The organism is Novosphingobium soli, assembly GCF_042432915.1.
GTDB classification, from domain to species: domain Bacteria; phylum Pseudomonadota; class Alphaproteobacteria; order Sphingomonadales; family Sphingomonadaceae; genus Novosphingobium; species Novosphingobium soli.
In genome coordinates this window covers 173,670-188,350 of record NZ_JBHLWK010000015.1, presented here as the reverse complement: position 1 = coordinate 188,350, position 14,681 = coordinate 173,670, and the positions used below count along the sequence as shown (strand labels likewise).

Annotated in this window: 11 protein-coding genes; 3 read left to right on the top strand and 8 right to left on the bottom strand. The window is 66.4% G+C overall.

The features are described from left to right. Positions 1-40 precede the first annotated feature (40 nt). The 4 genes from ACFFJC_RS13110 to ACFFJC_RS13095 form a co-directional block, all read right to left on the bottom strand. Positions 41-268: a helix-turn-helix domain-containing protein gene (locus ACFFJC_RS13110; RefSeq protein ID WP_379487929.1), complete on the bottom strand. Its 228-nt coding sequence runs from the start codon at positions 266-268 to the stop codon at positions 41-43. Further along, positions 268-801, bottom strand: coding sequence for a DUF2975 domain-containing protein (locus ACFFJC_RS13105; protein ID WP_379487928.1), 534 nt, complete (start codon positions 799-801; stop codon positions 268-270). The genes ACFFJC_RS13110 and ACFFJC_RS13105 overlap by 1 nt, the downstream gene beginning before the upstream one ends. 11 nt (positions 802-812) lie before the next feature. Further along, positions 813-989, bottom strand: coding sequence for a hypothetical protein (locus ACFFJC_RS13100; protein WP_379487927.1), 177 nt, complete (start codon positions 987-989; stop codon positions 813-815). A 161-nt stretch (positions 990-1,150) separates the two neighbouring features. Beyond that, positions 1,151-2,248, bottom strand: coding sequence for a hypothetical protein (locus ACFFJC_RS13095; protein WP_379487926.1), 1,098 nt, complete (start codon positions 2,246-2,248; stop codon positions 1,151-1,153). 498 nt (positions 2,249-2,746) lie between these two features. Between ACFFJC_RS13095 and rpoB the strand changes: the two genes are divergently transcribed. Genes rpoB through rpoC form a run of 3 tightly spaced genes read left to right on the top strand, consistent with a single transcriptional unit; the run spans position 2,747 to position 11,639 of the window. Continuing rightward, positions 2,747-6,901 carry a DNA-directed RNA polymerase subunit beta gene (gene rpoB, locus ACFFJC_RS13090; protein WP_379487925.1) on the top strand — a complete coding sequence of 1,385 codons (4,155 nt, stop codon included), beginning with the start codon at positions 2,747-2,749 and terminating at the stop codon, positions 6,899-6,901. Positions 6,902-6,903: 2 nt separating this feature from the next. Further along, positions 6,904-7,344: a hypothetical protein gene (locus ACFFJC_RS13085; protein WP_379487924.1), complete on the top strand. Its 441-nt coding sequence runs from the start codon at positions 6,904-6,906 to the stop codon at positions 7,342-7,344. Continuing rightward, positions 7,341-11,639 carry a DNA-directed RNA polymerase subunit beta' gene (gene rpoC, locus ACFFJC_RS13080; protein WP_379487923.1) on the top strand — a complete coding sequence of 1,433 codons (4,299 nt, stop codon included), beginning with the start codon at positions 7,341-7,343 and terminating at the stop codon, positions 11,637-11,639. Before ACFFJC_RS13085 ends, rpoC begins: the two co-directional genes overlap by 4 nt. A gap of 83 nt (positions 11,640-11,722) precedes the next feature. Here the strand turns inward: rpoC and ACFFJC_RS13075 are convergent, their stop codons facing one another. The 4 genes from ACFFJC_RS13075 to ispG form a co-directional block, all read right to left on the bottom strand. Next, on the bottom strand, positions 11,723-12,238 hold the full coding sequence (locus ACFFJC_RS13075; protein ID WP_379487922.1) for a hypothetical protein: 516 nt from the start codon (positions 12,236-12,238) through the stop codon (positions 11,723-11,725). Continuing rightward, on the bottom strand, positions 12,238-12,870 hold the full coding sequence (locus tag ACFFJC_RS13070; RefSeq protein WP_379487921.1) for a DUF4956 domain-containing protein: 633 nt from the start codon (positions 12,868-12,870) through the stop codon (positions 12,238-12,240). Before ACFFJC_RS13070 ends, ACFFJC_RS13075 begins: the two co-directional genes overlap by 1 nt. After that, positions 12,867-13,406 carry a hypothetical protein gene (locus tag ACFFJC_RS13065; protein WP_379487920.1) on the bottom strand — a complete coding sequence of 180 codons (540 nt, stop codon included), beginning with the start codon at positions 13,404-13,406 and terminating at the stop codon, positions 12,867-12,869. The genes ACFFJC_RS13070 and ACFFJC_RS13065 overlap by 4 nt, the downstream gene beginning before the upstream one ends. 102 nt (positions 13,407-13,508) lie before the next feature. After that, positions 13,509-14,639, bottom strand: a complete 1,131-nt coding sequence (gene ispG / locus ACFFJC_RS13060; RefSeq protein ID WP_379487919.1) for a flavodoxin-dependent (E)-4-hydroxy-3-methylbut-2-enyl-diphosphate synthase — start codon at positions 14,637-14,639, stop codon at positions 13,509-13,511. Positions 14,640-14,681 lie beyond the last annotated feature (42 nt).

The following is a 14,681-nucleotide window of genomic DNA, read 5'->3' as shown; positions in this document are numbered from 1 at the left end:
GCCCGGGCCCCCACAGCACCCGAGGGCCCGCGGGTCCGGTTCAGCGCTCTTCGTAGCCCAGCAGATCGCCGGGCTGGCAATCGAGTTCGCGGCAGATGGCCTCCAGCGTGGAGAAGCGGATCGCCTTGGCCTTCCCCGTCTTGAGGATCGAGAGATTGGCGAGCGTGATGCCGATCCGCTCGGCCAGTTCGGTCAGCGTCATGCGCCGCGCGTGCAGGAGGTCATCGAGGCGCACGACGATACTGGTTCCTTCGGTCTCCTCCCCCATCACACCATGCCCTCGAGGTCGGCGCGCATCTGTGCGCCCTTGCGGAAGACCCGGGCGAGGATGAACAGGATCACCGCGAGCAGCACGCCGCTGAGCGAAAAGCCCACCTCGAGGTCGGAATGGACATTGGGGAAGCTGCGCGCGATCAGGATTCCGAGGCCGCCGATGGGGTAAGTCAGCGCCTCTATCGCGATCGTCAGCCATGCCATGGCCGCCAGGCGGGTGGCGTTGACCGGGACGAAGGGATCGCCCTCTCCCACCGAATCGATGATCCGCAGCAGGTGCCGCAGGAACAGGAAGGCGAGCGCCGCCGCCACCGCGACGAGCAGCATCACGCCGCCGATCGCCAGAAACGTGCCGGTCGTGGCGCCTTCGAGGTCGGCCGAGACATCATCCAGGATGGAAAAGCGACCGAAGATCATGAAGGGTGCGGTGACCAGCATGACGGCGCCCACCAGGCCGCACAGCCCCATGGCCAGGAACAGGACGACGCGGGCGAACGCGAGAAGCGGATCGCGGGCGATGGAGCGCATGGGCCCGCCCCTCACATCAGCACCGGCGCATGCGCGACCACCAGGACCACCCCCGGAGCGGAGGGTGGCGCCGGCCGCAGGGGCGCGGGCACGCCGGCAGGCAGGATGGGGAGCAGGACCAGCGCCATCAGCATAAGGGCGCCAGCCGTGGGGTGCAGCCGTGGAATGGGGAAGAAGAGCCGAGGCATTTGTCGATCTCCGATATGCGTCATATCGAAAATCAATAAGCGCGATCCGCCTTATCGTCAATCGATAATATCGAAATTCGATATGCGGCTGCGTGGAAAGCAGAAAGAAGGGGCGGCTCCGGATGGAGCCGCCCCTCGTGCCGGGCGTGACGGCCGGCAGTTCAGGCGTCGACCAGATCGGGGCGCGCTGGGCTCGAGGCGGTCTCCGTTCCGGGTTGCTTGGACGACCTGTAGGTGCGGAAGTCGAAGGAGGAGGCCCGCTCGGCCGCGGCCTGTTCCCGATGCTCGCGATGCTGGAGCTGGATGCGCGCACGACGCAGGCGACCCTTGCGCGAGGTGAACGGATTGCCCTCGTCGGGCGTGGCTGCGACCATGCGGTCGAGAATGGACTGGCGCTCTTGCGCCGTGCGCGGGAGCGGCGACGCTGCGAGCATGGCCGTCGCACCGGCCCCGACCGGAGCGGCCGCGCGGACCGGGGGCTCGACCACGGCCGGTTCCGCCACCCCGGGCTGGGCCGCTGCCACCGCCCGGGCTGGGGCAGGCACCGGCTCCGCCGCACTCATCGGCGGCAGCGGCTCGGGCGCATCGTCGAGGTCTCCGGCTACCGGGCTGCGACGGCGCCGCATCATGGCTGCAATGCCGACGCCGGCGATGCCGAGCGCGGCAAGGATGCCGGCGATCTCGGCGAGCGGCAGTTTCCGGCCGCGATCAGCGTCTTCGGCTCGGGCCGGAGCACGCGCGGCGGGGGCAGGCGCGGTGCTGTCACCGGCCGGGGATGCTACGGCGCGTGGCACCCCGCCCTGCGCCAGCGCGCCGTCTGCCGCTGTGCCGTTCTGCCGAGCCGTGGGCACCGTGGGCTGCGCGTCACTCGCCTCGACGGCGACAGGCTGCGCCAGGCGGGTCCGAGTCGGGGGCGTCGAGGCGGTGCGGCTCGTAACCTGGGCGGGAACGGTCTGCGACCGCGCCCCCTCCCCGGCGGCGGGAGCCGGCTCGGGCACGACGACCGGGGCGGCCGCCGACGGCGTGGTGCCAGCCGTCGTGGTCGCATCGGGCGCGGCGGTCGGCGCCGTTGCTGCCGGGGGGAGGACGAGGGTCGGCGTGATGGGCGTGGCTGGCGGCGCCGCGTCGATTACGGGGGCGGGTGCTGCGGGCGCGGGAGGCTGCACCTCCTGCGCCATGGCGGGAACGGAGGACAGCGCGAGGACGGCGGCAATCGCCGTCAGGCTGTGGGGCGAGCGGGCGTAAGAATTGTTGTCCATGCAATCGTAAATGCAGTATTTGTAGTAAAGTGCTTCGCATCCGGCGAATACAAGACCAGACGAACTTCTTGTTGCGACGAGTTGATGATCTCTGGTTCTCCGCATCTTAGCCGCGGCGTTCTTGACATTTACGGCAGATTAACGGAATGGCGCATCTCCGCTGATGTCCATCCCGCTCGCAGGGAGAGTCTTCGCGGCCCACGACACCCATTTGACAGCACCCCGTCTGCCTCCTATATGGGCAGTCTGCTCGATCGCTTCGAGCAAGGCGGGTCCATGCGCGGGGACACGCCCGGGAAGGAAGCGATCGGGATTTCATCCGACGTGGAAGGCTGCAGGCCGCAAGGTGTTCCCAAATCCGGGAATGCGCGCGCCAGGCGGCCTTTTCTGCGTTTCGGATAGCCTGCCCCGGCAGGCGCACGATCTCGCGAAGACGACATTTTCTAGGCCGATCCACCAGCGAATCGGCCCCCTGAAGCGAAGAGGCAAGACCAGCTCATGGCCACCAAGCCCATCGACACTGCGGTACGCTCCGCCAAGAAGCGCATCCGCAAGATCTTCGGCGACATTCACGAAGTCGTCCAGATGCCCAACCTGATCGAGGTCCAGCGCGAAAGCTACGAGCAGTTCCTGCGCTCCGATCCGGCGACCGGCTACGTCTCGGGCCTGGAGAAGACCCTGCGCTCGGTGTTCCCGATCCGCGACTTCGCGGGCACCAGCGAGCTGGACTTCGTCCACTACGAGCTGGAAGACCCCAAGTACGACGTGACCGAGTGCCGCCAGCGCGGCATCACCTACGCCGCCCCGATGAAGGTCACGCTGCGCCTCATCGTGTTCGAGGTCGACGCCGAGACCGAGACCCGCTCGGTCCTCGATATCAAGGAGCAGGACGTCTACATGGGCGACATGCCCCTGATGACGGAGAACGGCACCTTCTTCATCAACGGCACCGAGCGCGTCATCGTCTCGCAGATGCACCGCTCGCCGGGCGTCCTGTTCGACCACGATCGCGGCAAGACCCACGCCTCGGGCAAGTATCTCTTCGCGGCCCGCGTGATCCCCTATCGCGGCTCGTGGCTGGACTTCGAGTTCGACGCCAAGGACATCGTCAACGTCCGCATCGACCGCAAGCGCAAGCTGCCGGTCACCTCGCTGCTCTACGCGCTGGGTCTCGATAGCGAGGCGATCCTCGACTACTTCTACACCACCGTGGCGTGGAAGCGCGGCTCTGGCGGCTGGCAGCTGCCCTACACCCCCGAGGCATGGCGCGGTGCCAAGCCGGCGTTCGACATCGTCGATGCCAAGTCGGGCGAAGTGGTGTTCCCGGCGGGCACCAAGATCAGCCCCCGCGCCGCCAACAAGGCGCAGAAGGACGGCCTGGAAGAGCTGCTGATCCCGACCGAGGAAATCTTCGGCCGCTACTCGGCCAAGGACCTCATCGACGAGTCGACCGGCCGCATCTACATCGAGGCGGGTGACGAGGTTTCGCCCGAGAACCTCGAAGCGCTCGACCGCGCCGGCATCGACCGCATCGAGCTGCTGGACATCGACGACGTCAACACCGGCCCGTGGATCCGCAACACGATGAAGGCCGACAAGGCCGAGAATCGCGACATGGGTCTCGAGGCGATCTACAAGGTGATGCGCCCGGGCGAGCCGCCGACGAAGGAGACCGCGGAGTCGCTGTTCGACGGCCTGTTCTTCGATGGCGACCGCTACGACCTCTCGGCCGTCGGCCGCGTCAAGATGAACATGCGCCTCGGCCTCGACGCCGAGGACACCGTCACCACGCTGCGCGTCGAGGACATCCTCGCCGTGGTGAAGGAGCTTGTCGGCCTCAAGGACGGCAAGGGCGAGATCGACGACATCGATAACCTCGGCAACCGCCGCGTGCGTTCGGTGGGCGAGCTGCTGGAGAACCAGTACCGCGTCGGCCTGCTGCGCATGGAGCGCGCCGTCAAGGAGCGCATGTCGTCGGTCGACGTGTCGACGGTCATGCCCAACGACCTCATCAACGCGAAGCCCGCCGTGGCCGCGGTGCGCGAGTTCTTCGGCTCCTCGCAGCTCTCGCAGTTCATGGACCAGACCAACCCGCTCTCGGAAGTCACCCACAAGCGCCGCGTCTCGGCGCTCGGGCCGGGTGGTCTCACCCGTGAGCGCGCCGGCTTCGAAGTCCGCGACGTCCACCCGACCCACTACGGCCGCATCTGCCCGATCGAGACGCCGGAAGGCCCGAACATCGGCCTGATCAACTCGCTCTCGACCTTCGCGCGCGTCAACAAGTACGGCTTCATCGAGACGCCGTACCGCAAGGTGCTCGACGGCAAGGTCACCGGCGACGTCGTGTACCTGTCCGCGATGGAAGAACAGAAGCACACCGTCGCGCAGGCTTCGGCCGAAACCAACGAGGACGGCAGCTTCGTCGAGGAACTCGTCTCGGCCCGCCAGAACGGCGAGTTCGTGATGAGCCCGCGCGACCAGATCACGCTGATGGACGTCTCGCCCAAGCAGCTCGTCTCGGTCGCCGCCTCGCTGATCCCGTTCCTGGAGAACGACGACGCCAACCGCGCGCTGATGGGCTCGAACATGCAGCGCCAGGCGGTACCGCTGGTCCAGGCCGACGCGCCCTTCGTGGGCACCGGCATGGAAGAGACCGTGGCGCGCGATTCGGGCGCCGCGATCTCGGCCCTGCGCGCCGGCATCGTCGACCAGGTCGACGCGACGCGTATCGTCATCCGCGCCTCGGGCGATATCGAACCCGGCAAGTCGGGCGTGGACATCTACCGCCTGCAGAAGTTCGAGCGCTCGAACCAGTCGACCTGCATCAACCAGCGTCCGCTGGTGAAGGTAGGCGAAGTGGTCCAGGCCGGCACCATCATCGCTGACGGTCCGTCCACCGAGTTCGGCGAGCTGGCGCTCGGCCGCAACGTGCTCGTCGCGTTCATGCCCTGGAACGGCTACAACTACGAGGACTCCATCCTCATCTCCGAGCGCATCGTGAAGGACGACGTGTTCACGTCGATCCACATCGACGAGTTCGAGGTGATGGCCCGCGACACCAAGCTGGGGCCGGAAGACATCACCCGCGACATCCCGAACGTCGGCGAGGAAGCCCTGCGCAACCTCGACGAGGCGGGCATCGTCTACGTCGGCGCCGAAGTGCACCCCGGCGACATCCTGGTCGGCAAGATCACGCCCAAGGGCGAAAGCCCGATGACGCCGGAGGAGAAGCTCCTGCGCGCCATCTTCGGCGAGAAGGCCTCGGACGTCCGCGACACCTCGCTGCGCCTGCCGCCGGGCGTCTCGGGCACGATCGTCGACGTGCGCGTCTTCAACCGCCACGGCATCGAGATCGACGACCGTACCCGCGCGATCCAGAACGAGGAGATCGAACGCCTCGCCAAGGACCGCGAGGACGAGCGTGCGATCCTCAACCGCGCCACCTACAACCGCCTGCGCGACATGCTGATCGGCCAGGTGGCCGCTTCGGCCCCCAAGGGCGTGAAGAAGGGCGGCGAGATCACCGAGGAGACCCTCGGCGAGGTCGAGCGTCACGAGTGGTGGAAGTTCGCGGTCGCGGACGACCACATGCAGTCGCAGCTCGAAGCGGTGAAGGCGCAGTACGACGCCACCGTCAAGGCGATCCAGGAGAAGTTCGAGGATCGCAAGGAGAAGCTGGAGCGCGGCGACGAGCTGGCACCGGGCGTGCTCAAGATGGTCAAGGTCTTCGTCGCGGTGAAGCGCAAGCTGCAGCCGGGCGACAAGATGGCCGGCCGTCACGGCAACAAGGGCATCATCAGCCGCATCCTGCCGCTGGAGGACATGCCTTTCCTGGAAGACGGCACCCCGGTCGACTTCGTGATGAACCCGCTCGGCGTGCCTTCGCGCATGAACGTCGGGCAGATCTTCGAGACGCACCTGGGCTGGGCCGCTCGCGGCCTCGGCGCGCGGATCGGCGAGGCGCTGGACGCATGGCGAGCGGCCAATCCGAATCCCGAAGCGGGTCAGCCGCCCGAGGCGGTCCGCGAACTGCTCACCGAGATCTACGGTGAGAACTACGCGGCCGACATCGCAGCGCGCGATGACGAGCAGATCGTCGAGTTCGCCGATTCCGTCCGCAAGGGCGTGCCGATGGGCTCGCCGGTGTTCGACGGTGCGGTCGAGAAGGACGTGACCGACATGCTCAAGCTCGCCGGGCTCGATGAATCGGGCCAGGTGAACCTCTACGACGGGCGCACCGGCGACAAGTTCGACCGCAAGGTGACCGTGGGCATGAAGTACGTGCTCAAGCTGCACCACCTGGTCGACGACAAGATCCACGCCCGTTCGATCGGTCCGTACTCGCTCGTCACCCAGCAGCCGCTGGGCGGCAAGGCGCAGTTCGGCGGCCAGCGCTTCGGCGAGATGGAGGTCTGGGCGCTCCAGGCCTACGGCGCGGCGTATACCTTGCAGGAAATGCTGACGGTGAAGTCCGACGACGTGGTCGGCCGCACCAAGGTCTACGAAGCGATCGTCAAGGGCGACGACACCTTCGAGGCCGGCATTCCCGAGAGCTTCAACGTTCTCGTCAAGGAAATGCGCTCGCTGGGCCTCAACGTCGAACTGTCCTCGCTCGATACCGACGAAGATGGCGTGGCGATCGCGGCGGAGTGAATTTGGCGACGCTCCATCCACCCTTCGACCGCCTAGTCGAGCAAGCCGGATGGAGCGTCATCAGCCACTGGAACTCAGGGCCTAATAACCGCCTGATATTGCAAAGGGAGAACGTGAAGTTTGATTACGAAGCCAGCCGAGACGGAATTTTTCACGACGTTATTTTGAATGACATCTACAAATTTCCTGCAGACCAGTTGGTCGAATTTTTTAACTTTACTTCTCCCCGAAGAGCATTCGCGATCGAAGCAATCAGTGACAATTTCGAATTTGTGAGAAGCGAGCTTTCCGTCCCTGAAGTTCGGGGAAACTTTAGGAAGTGGCGTAAAGAAAGAGAAAGGGTTGAAGAAAGTGCCAGCTTTCAAAAACAGCCGTCCTCTTTCGAACTGCTAGATCGCTTCGCACAATTTGTTGTTACGCTCCTGCCTTGGAGACAAAAATGAACGACCTGACCAAGTTCACGAACCAGATGGCGAAGCCCGAGACGTTCGACCAGATCCAGATCGGTCTGGCGAGCCCCGAGCGTATCCGCTCCTGGTCCTTCGGCGAGATCAAGAAGCCGGAAACCATCAACTACCGCACGTTCAAGCCCGAGCGTGACGGCCTGTTCTGCGCCCGCATCTTCGGCCCCGTGAAGGACTACGAGTGCCTTTGCGGCAAGTACAAGCGCATGAAGTACAAGGGCGTCGTCTGCGAGAAGTGCGGCGTCGAGGTCACCGTCACCAAGGTGCGCCGCGAGCGCATGGGCCATATCGAGCTGGCCGCGCCGGTCGCGCACATCTGGTTCCTTAAGTCGCTGCCCTCGCGCATCGGCCTGCTGCTCGACATGCAGCTCAAGCAGCTCGAGCGCGTGCTGTACTTCGAGAGCTACATCGTGATCGAGCCGGGCCTGACCCCGCTCGAGAAGTACCAGCTGCTCACCGAAGACGAGATGCTCGACGCGCAGGACGAGTACGGCGAGGACGCGTTCTCGGCCGGGATCGGCGCCGAGGCGGTGAAGCAGATGCTCATCGCGCTCGACCTCGAGCAGGAGCGCGCCGACCTTCTGCAGGAGCTTGAGACGACCAAGTCGGAGCTCAAGCCCAAGAAGATCATCAAGCGCCTCAAGGTCGTGGAATCGTTCATCGATTCGGGCAACCGCCCGGAGTGGATGATCCTCGACGTCGTGCCGGTCATCCCGCCCGAGCTGCGCCCGCTGGTGCCGCTGGACGGTGGCCGCTTCGCGACCTCGGACCTCAACGACCTCTATCGCCGTGTCATCAACCGCAACAACCGTCTGAAGCGCCTGATCGAGCTGCGCGCGCCCGACATCATCGTGCGCAACGAAAAGCGCATGCTGCAGGAGGCGGTCGACGCGCTGTTCGACAACGGTCGCCGCGGCCGCGTCATCACCGGCGCCAACAAGCGTCCGCTCAAGTCGCTGTCCGACATGCTCAAGGGCAAGCAGGGCCGCTTCCGCCAGAACCTGCTCGGCAAGCGCGTCGACTACTCGGGCCGTTCGGTCATCGTGACCGGTCCCGAGCTCAAGCTGCACCAGTGCGGCCTGCCCAAGAAGATGGCGCTCGAGCTGTTCAAGCCGTTCATCTACGCCCGCCTCGATGCCAAAGGTCTGTCCATGACCCTGAAGCAGGCCAAGAAGTGGGTCGAGAAGGAGCGCAAGGAAGTCTGGGACATCCTCGACGAAGTGATCCGCGAACACCCGGTCATGCTGAACCGCGCGCCGACGCTGCACCGTCTGGGCATCCAGGCCTTCGAGCCGGTCCTCATCGAAGGCAAGGCGATCCAGCTGCACCCGCTCGTCTGCTCGGCCTTCAACGCCGACTTCGACGGTGACCAGATGGCCGTCCACGTGCCGCTCTCGCTGGAAGCCCAGCTGGAAGCGCGCGTGCTGATGATGTCGACCAACAACATCCTCTCGCCCGCCAACGGCAAGCCGATCATCGTGCCCTCGCAGGACATGATCCTGGGCCTGTACTACCTGTCGCTCGACCGCGACGGGGAGCCGGGTGAAGGCATGAAGTTCGCCGACATGGCCGAAGTGCACCAGGCGCTGTTCAACGGCTCGGTCACGCTGCACACGAAGATCGAGGCCCGCGTGCCGCAGACCGACGAGAACGGTCAGCAGTACATGAAGCGCTTCGAGACGACCCCGGGCCGCATGCTCATCGGCGAGTGCCTGCCGAAGTCGCACACGGTGCCCTTCGACGTCGTCAACCGTCTCCTCACCAAAAAGGAGATCGGCGACGTCATCGACCAGGTCTACCGTCACACCGGCCAGAAGGACACGGTGCTGTTCGCCGACGCCATCATGAGCCTCGGCTTCCGCAACGCGTTCAAGGCGGGCATCTCCTTCGGCAAGGATGACATGATCATCCCCGATTCGAAGGAAGCGCTGGTCAACGAGACCAAGGAACTGGTGGCCGACTACGAGCAGCAGTACCAGGACGGCCTCATCACGCAGCAGGAGAAGTACAACAAGGTGATCGACGCCTGGAGCCGCTGCGGCGACCAGGTCGCGAACGCCATGATGGACGAGATCCGCGCCGCGCCGGTGGACGAGGAGACCGGCCGTATGAAGCCGATCAACTCGATCTACATGATGAGCCACTCGGGCGCGCGTGGCAGCCCGGCCCAGATGAAGCAGCTCGCCGGCATGCGCGGCCTCATGGCCAAGCCGTCGGGCGAGATCATCGAGACGCCGATCATCTCGAACTTCAAGGAAGGCCTGACCGTCCTCGAGTACTTCAACTCGACCCACGGCGCCCGCAAGGGTCTGGCCGACACCGCGCTCAAGACGGCGAACTCGGGTTACCTGACCCGTCGTCTGGTCGACGTGTCGCAGGACTGCGTGGTCGTCATCGACGACTGCGGCACCGAACGCGCGCTGGAAATGCGCTCGATCGTGCAGGGCGGCTCGACCATCGCCTCGCTCGCCGAACGCATCCTGGGCCGCACCCTGGCCGAGGACATCGTCGACAAGGAAGGCAACGTGGTCGCGTCGAAGGGCCAGCTCCTCGACGAGCCGGCCGTGGCCGCGATCGAGGCGACGGGCATCCAGGCCGCGCGCATCCGCTCGCCGCTGATCTGCGAAGCCACGCAGGGCGTCTGCGGCACGTGCTACGGGCGTGACCTCGCCCGCGGTACGCCGGTGAACATCGGCGAGGCTGTCGGCGTGATCGCCGCGCAGTCGATCGGCGAGCCCGGCACGCAGCTGACCATGCGTACCTTCCACATCGGCGGTGCCGCCCAGCTGAACGAGACCAGCCACCTGGAGGCGATCTGCGAGGGCACGGTCGAGTACCGCGACATCCCGACGATCGTCGACAAGCGCGGCCGTCGCCTCAGCCTCGCCCGCAACGGTGAGATCGTGGTGATCGACACCGAGGGCCGCGAGCGCGCCATGCACCGCGTGCCCTACGGCACCGTGCTGCTCCACACCAATGGGGCGGCGGTGAAGGAAGGCGAGCGCCTGGCCGAGTGGGACCCGTTCACCCTGCCCATCATCACCGAGACCTCGGGCGTGGTGAAGTACCAGGACCTGATCGACACCCGCACGCTGACCGAAGTGGTCGACGACGCGACCGGCATGACCAGCCGCATCGTCACCGAGGACCGCTCCTCGGCGCGCTCGAAGAAGAAGGAGGACCTGCGTCCGCGCATCACCCTTCTCGACGAGGGCTCGGGCGAGACCGCGCGCTACATGCTGGCGCCGGGCACGACGCTCTCGGTCGAGGACGGCCAGGTGGTCGAAGCGGGCGACATCGTCGCGCGTGCCAGCCGCGAAGCCGCCAAGACCCGCGACATCACCGGCGGTCTGCCGCGCGTTGCCGAGCTGTTCGAGGCCCGCAAGCCGAAGGACAACGCGGTCATCGCCAAGGTCTCCGGCCGCGTCGAGTTCGTCCGTGACTACAAGGCCAAGCGCAAGATCGCGATCATCCCCGAGGACGGCGAGCCGGTCGAGTACCTGATCCCCAAGTCCAAGGTGGTGGACGTCCAGGAAGGCGACTGGGTCAAGAAGGGCGACAACCTGGTCTCGGGCTCGCCCGATCCGCACGACATCCTCGAGGTCCTCGGCGTCGAGGCCCTGGCGGAATACCTCGTGGCGGAAATCCAGGAAGTCTATCGACTGCAGGGCGTGAAGATCAACGACAAGCACATCGAGGTGATCGTTCGCCAGATGCTGCAGAAGGTCGAGATCACCGACGGCGGCGACACCACGCTGCTGGCGGGCGAGCAGGTCGACTACGAGGAGATGGCCGAGATCAACGGCAAGCTGACCGAGGGCAAGCGCCCCGCGGAAGGCAAGCCGGTGCTGCTGGGCATCACCAAGGCCTCGCTGCAGACGCGCTCGTTCATCTCGGCGGCGTCGTTCCAGGAGACCACCCGCGTGCTCACGCAGGCGGCGGTCGAGGGCAAGAAGGACTCGCTGATCGGCCTGAAGGAGAACGTCATCGTCGGTCGCCTCATCCCGGCCGGTACGGGTGCGGGCATGAACCGCGTCCGCGTGGCGGCGTCCAGCCGTGACGCGGCGCTGCGTGCGGCGACCCGCCGCGTGCAGGAGGCCATGATCCTCGCCAACACCGCCGAGGAAGAGCACCGCGCCGAGCTCGCCCGCGATCCTGCGGACGACTTGGGCGACAGCCCGCTGGCGGCGGTCGAGGGCGAGACCCACGGCACCGACGCGGATGCTGGCGACTACCTGCTGAAGGGTGACGACCAGGACAACGGGGCCGAATAAGCCTCTCGTCCCCGGACCCATAGAAAGCCCCGTCGGAGCGATCCGGCGGGGCTTTTTCGTCTACTCCAGCCTGAGCTTCGATCTCAGCATTTGTCCGGTCGGCCTTCCAGCCAGAACACCGGACAGTCCGCCTGCGCCGGGTCGACGCCGCACTGTGCCGGGACCACCTTGCGCAGCCGCTCGAGCCCTGCAGCGCCGCGCAAGGCGGCATCGATCCGCAGACGCTCGGCGTAGGGAGCAGCGCTTCCGGTCACCACCAGGGCCTTCACGGCGAGGCATTCCTCTGGCTGCAGGATCGCCCGCACCGCAGAACCGGGAGCGGGCTCGCGGTGCCCGAACAAGGCCGCGGTGTCCGACTTCTTCGGGAGCAGGGCCAGGCCTCCTGGCAACCAGGCCAGCGCGTCGGTGCGCGATTGCCCTGGCAGCACCGCGAACTCCAGCGAGGAGAACCGCGACAGGCTGGATTCCGGCCCGAAGTAATACTGCCGCTTCTCCTGCACCATGAGCGCCCTGGTCGGCGCATAGAGCAGGACCAGCGCCAGGATCGCGATCAGCCCCCCCACCACCAGCAGCATGCGAACGGCCAGCGATCGCGCCATCAGTCGTCCTCCCGCATCGTGTATTGAAGATCGGCCTGCGAGGGCCAGGTCGCTCCGACGTGGCGCAGGACCGGGTCCGCTGCAGACGCGGCACCGCTGAACGTCACGCGCAACCGCATCCGCCCTTCCCCCAGGTTGCGCAGGCTCAGCCGATGGTCCTTCACGGCATTGCGCAGCCATTCCGAGAACTCCGCCGCCTGCTCCGCCAGCAGCGTCACCGTGATGCGATGCTCGCGCTGCCGGCTTCGCCCCGGGACGAGCAGCACGCCCAGCAGGCACGTGAGGCCCGCCCCCGCCGCGACGATGCCGTAGCGCTCCTCACCGCAGCCGAGGCCGATCGCCACGCACACGAGCAAGAACCCGAATTCGCGGACGTCCTCGATCGCCGCGCGCAGGCGCACCAGTGTCAGTGCCCCCACCACGATGAACGCGGTCGGCAGATCGCTCACGACGCGGGTGATCAGGCAGATGGCGGTCGCGATGACCGCACCGGCGCATGACAGCGCCATCGCCGCCCGATCGCCTCTTTGCACCAGCAGGTGGATCAGGCTCGCCATGCAGCCCAGCAAGGCCGCGACAAGCAAGGGCATCAGGTCCGACAGCGCTCCCGGCCCGACCATGGCGGCGATCATCGACGCTGATTGGCCAGGGCCGCCCGGAGGGCCCGGCCGAGGGTGGCATCGCGGGCACCGGCCGCCATCTCCTGCAATCTGGCCTGGGCCGTGCCGTCGGCGGCGCGCCAGCCTCCGGGGGCCTTCGCGAGCGCTACCGCAATGCCCAGCTGCAAACGATAGTCCTGGGGCGACGCCTGCGCCACGAGCGCGCTGACCGACCCCGGCGATGCCGTGGCAATCGCCTGCGCCAGATCGTCGCGCGCCTTGTGTCGGTCGACGGAATCGTCATCCTTGAGACGCGCCGCCAGATCCCCGGACATCAGGACGGGATCGGGCTTCGGCTCCGTCCGTGGTGGTATCTCGGCCTTGCCGGTCGTCAGCAGTTGGACGAAGAAGGGGCCGACTTCCTTCCACCCTGCCTTGATAGCCACCGTCATCGACGTCAGCGCCGCGATCAGCGCGGTGATGGCGACGACGGCCGCCGTGAACCGACCTATCATCGCGGAGAACGACTTGGCCTCTCGCACCGCACCGGAAGACGTCCCATCGACCATACTGCCACCTCGGCCTCGGATGGCGTATATTCGTTGAATTACTTCTTCGAAGTCTACCGAAACTTATTCAGCGATAATAGTCATGTAGAAATTCGGCGCGTCTCATTCCGCCGCCACGGCTTCCTGCGCCGCGTTCGCCGCCTCGATCTCGGCAGCCTTGGCTTCGACCAGGCTGACGATATGGTCGAGCATCGTTTCGCTCTGCACGGTGTGGTCGGTCACGCCCGACAGATAGACCATGTGCTTGCCGTTGCCGCCGCCGGTGAGCCCGATATCGGTCTCGCGCGCCTCTCCGGGGCCGTTGACCACGCAGCCGAGCACCGAGAGCGAGAGCGGCGTCTTGATGTGCTGCAGGCGTTCTTCCAGCGCCTCCACGGTGCGGATCACGTCGAAGCCCTGCCGCGCGCAGCTGGGGCACGAGACGACGCGCACGCCGCGGGTGCGCAGGCCCAGCGCCTTGAGCATCTCGAAGCCGACGCGGACTTCCTCTTCCGGTTCGGCCGAGAGCGAGACGCGCAGCGTGTCGCCGATGCCGGACCACATCAGCATGCCCATCCCGATCGAGGACTTCACCGTGCCGCCGATCAGCCCGCCGGCCTCGGTGATGCCGAGGTGCAGCGGGCAGTCCACCGCCTCGGCCAGCCCCTGGTAGGCGGCGACGGCAAGGAACACGTCGCTGGCCTTCACCGCCACCTTGAACTCGTGGAAGTCGTGGTCCTGCAGCAGCTTGATGTGGTCGAGCGCCGATTCGACCAGCGCCTCTGGGCAGGGCTCGCCGTACTTCTCCAGCAGGTCTCTTTCGAGGCTGCCCGCGTTCACGCCGATGCGGATGGCACAGCCGTTGGCCTTGGCCGCGCGCACCACCTCCGCCACGCGATCGTCGCCGCCGATGTTGCCGGGATTGATCCGCAGGCAGGCCGCGCCGGCATCGGCCGCTTCCAGGGCGCGCTTGTAGTGGAAGTGGATGTCGGCGATCAGCGGCACCCGCGCCGCGCGGGCGATCTCGCGAAACGCCGCGGTGCTCTCGACATCGGGACAGGAGACCCGGATGAGATCGGCACCGGCATCCTCGCAGCGGCGGATCTGGTCGATCGTTGCGGCCGCATCGGAGGTCAGGGTGTTGGTCATGGTCTGCACCGTGATCGGCGCGTCGCCGCCGACGGGGACGCTGCCCACCATGATCTGGCGGCTCTTGCGGCGCGCGATGTCGCGCCAGGGTCGTACGGAAGACATGCGCCTTCTATAGGCGCTCGAGGCTGCGGATTGAAGACGATT

What these genes read in the sequence shown, in the direction of transcription:
- ACFFJC_RS13110 (WP_379487929.1), bottom strand. Translation starts at nt 268, where the DNA reads ATGGGGGAGGAGACCGAAGGAACCAGTATCGTCGTGCGCCTCGATGAC.
- ACFFJC_RS13105 (WP_379487928.1), bottom strand. Translation starts at nt 801, where the DNA reads ATGCGCTCCATCGCCCGCGATCCGCTTCTCGCGTTCGCCCGCGTCGTC.
- ACFFJC_RS13100 (WP_379487927.1), bottom strand. Translation starts at nt 989, where the DNA reads ATGCCTCGGCTCTTCTTCCCCATTCCACGGCTGCACCCCACGGCTGGC.
- ACFFJC_RS13095 (WP_379487926.1), bottom strand. Translation starts at nt 2,248, where the DNA reads ATGGACAACAATTCTTACGCCCGCTCGCCCCACAGCCTGACGGCGATT.
- rpoB (WP_379487925.1), top strand. Translation starts at nt 2,747, where the DNA reads ATGGCCACCAAGCCCATCGACACTGCGGTACGCTCCGCCAAGAAGCGC.
- rpoC (WP_379487923.1), top strand. Translation starts at nt 7,341, where the DNA reads ATGAACGACCTGACCAAGTTCACGAACCAGATGGCGAAGCCCGAGACG.
- ACFFJC_RS13075 (WP_379487922.1), bottom strand. Translation starts at nt 12,238, where the DNA reads ATGGCGCGATCGCTGGCCGTTCGCATGCTGCTGGTGGTGGGGGGGCTG.
- ACFFJC_RS13070 (WP_379487921.1), bottom strand. Translation starts at nt 12,870, where the DNA reads ATGATCGCCGCCATGGTCGGGCCGGGAGCGCTGTCGGACCTGATGCCC.
- ACFFJC_RS13065 (WP_379487920.1), bottom strand. Translation starts at nt 13,406, where the DNA reads ATGGTCGATGGGACGTCTTCCGGTGCGGTGCGAGAGGCCAAGTCGTTC.
- ispG (WP_379487919.1), bottom strand. Translation starts at nt 14,639, where the DNA reads ATGTCTTCCGTACGACCCTGGCGCGACATCGCGCGCCGCAAGAGCCGC.